Raw genomic sequence first — 461 nt, forward strand, 5'->3', positions numbered from 1 at the left:
GTAATGGTACGTGTATGGGCTAATCGTGCCATGGGGCGGAACGTTCAATGCCGCCGCCATGATCGCCCGCACCTGGTCCGCTTCGATTATGGTCGGAGTGGGACGTGGCCGCTTCCCCCGGCCGAAAACGCCGACAGGCGGGACTTCGTTGTCTGGGTCCTCGGCATGAGCGAAAAGGCTGAAGTTACGAGCAGCGTCGTACCTATGGCGAGCCACGTTTTGCGAGCTTGCCGTGTGGCACCAGTCGTAGATGCGCTGCACTCGGGTGTGCCGGTCACCGAAGCGTTCAGCGAAAGCGGCGTATTGGCGCAGCAGTCGTTCCTGTTCCGAGAACTTCCGCCCCAAGCTGCGATACAGCGAGACGTATCTGGCAATCTGCGTGCTCAGCATGACGGTTCTCCCGGCCATGGCTGCGCGATTTTCATGAGCATCGGCAGGTCGACCTTGGCGTAGATGGCGGT

Annotated in this window: 1 protein-coding gene; it reads right to left on the bottom strand. The window is 61.0% G+C overall.

Going from position 1 to position 461, the window contains the following annotated elements:
* On the bottom strand, nt 1-390 hold a 390-nt coding region (locus tag AACY49_RS30835), incomplete at its 3' end, for a hypothetical protein (protein ID WP_339528086.1).
* Nucleotides 391-461: the final 71 nt, after the last annotated feature.

This window comes from Pseudomonas sp. EL_65y_Pfl2_R96, assembly GCF_963970905.1.
In the GTDB taxonomy this organism is placed as follows: Bacteria; Pseudomonadota; Gammaproteobacteria; order Pseudomonadales; family Pseudomonadaceae; genus Aquipseudomonas.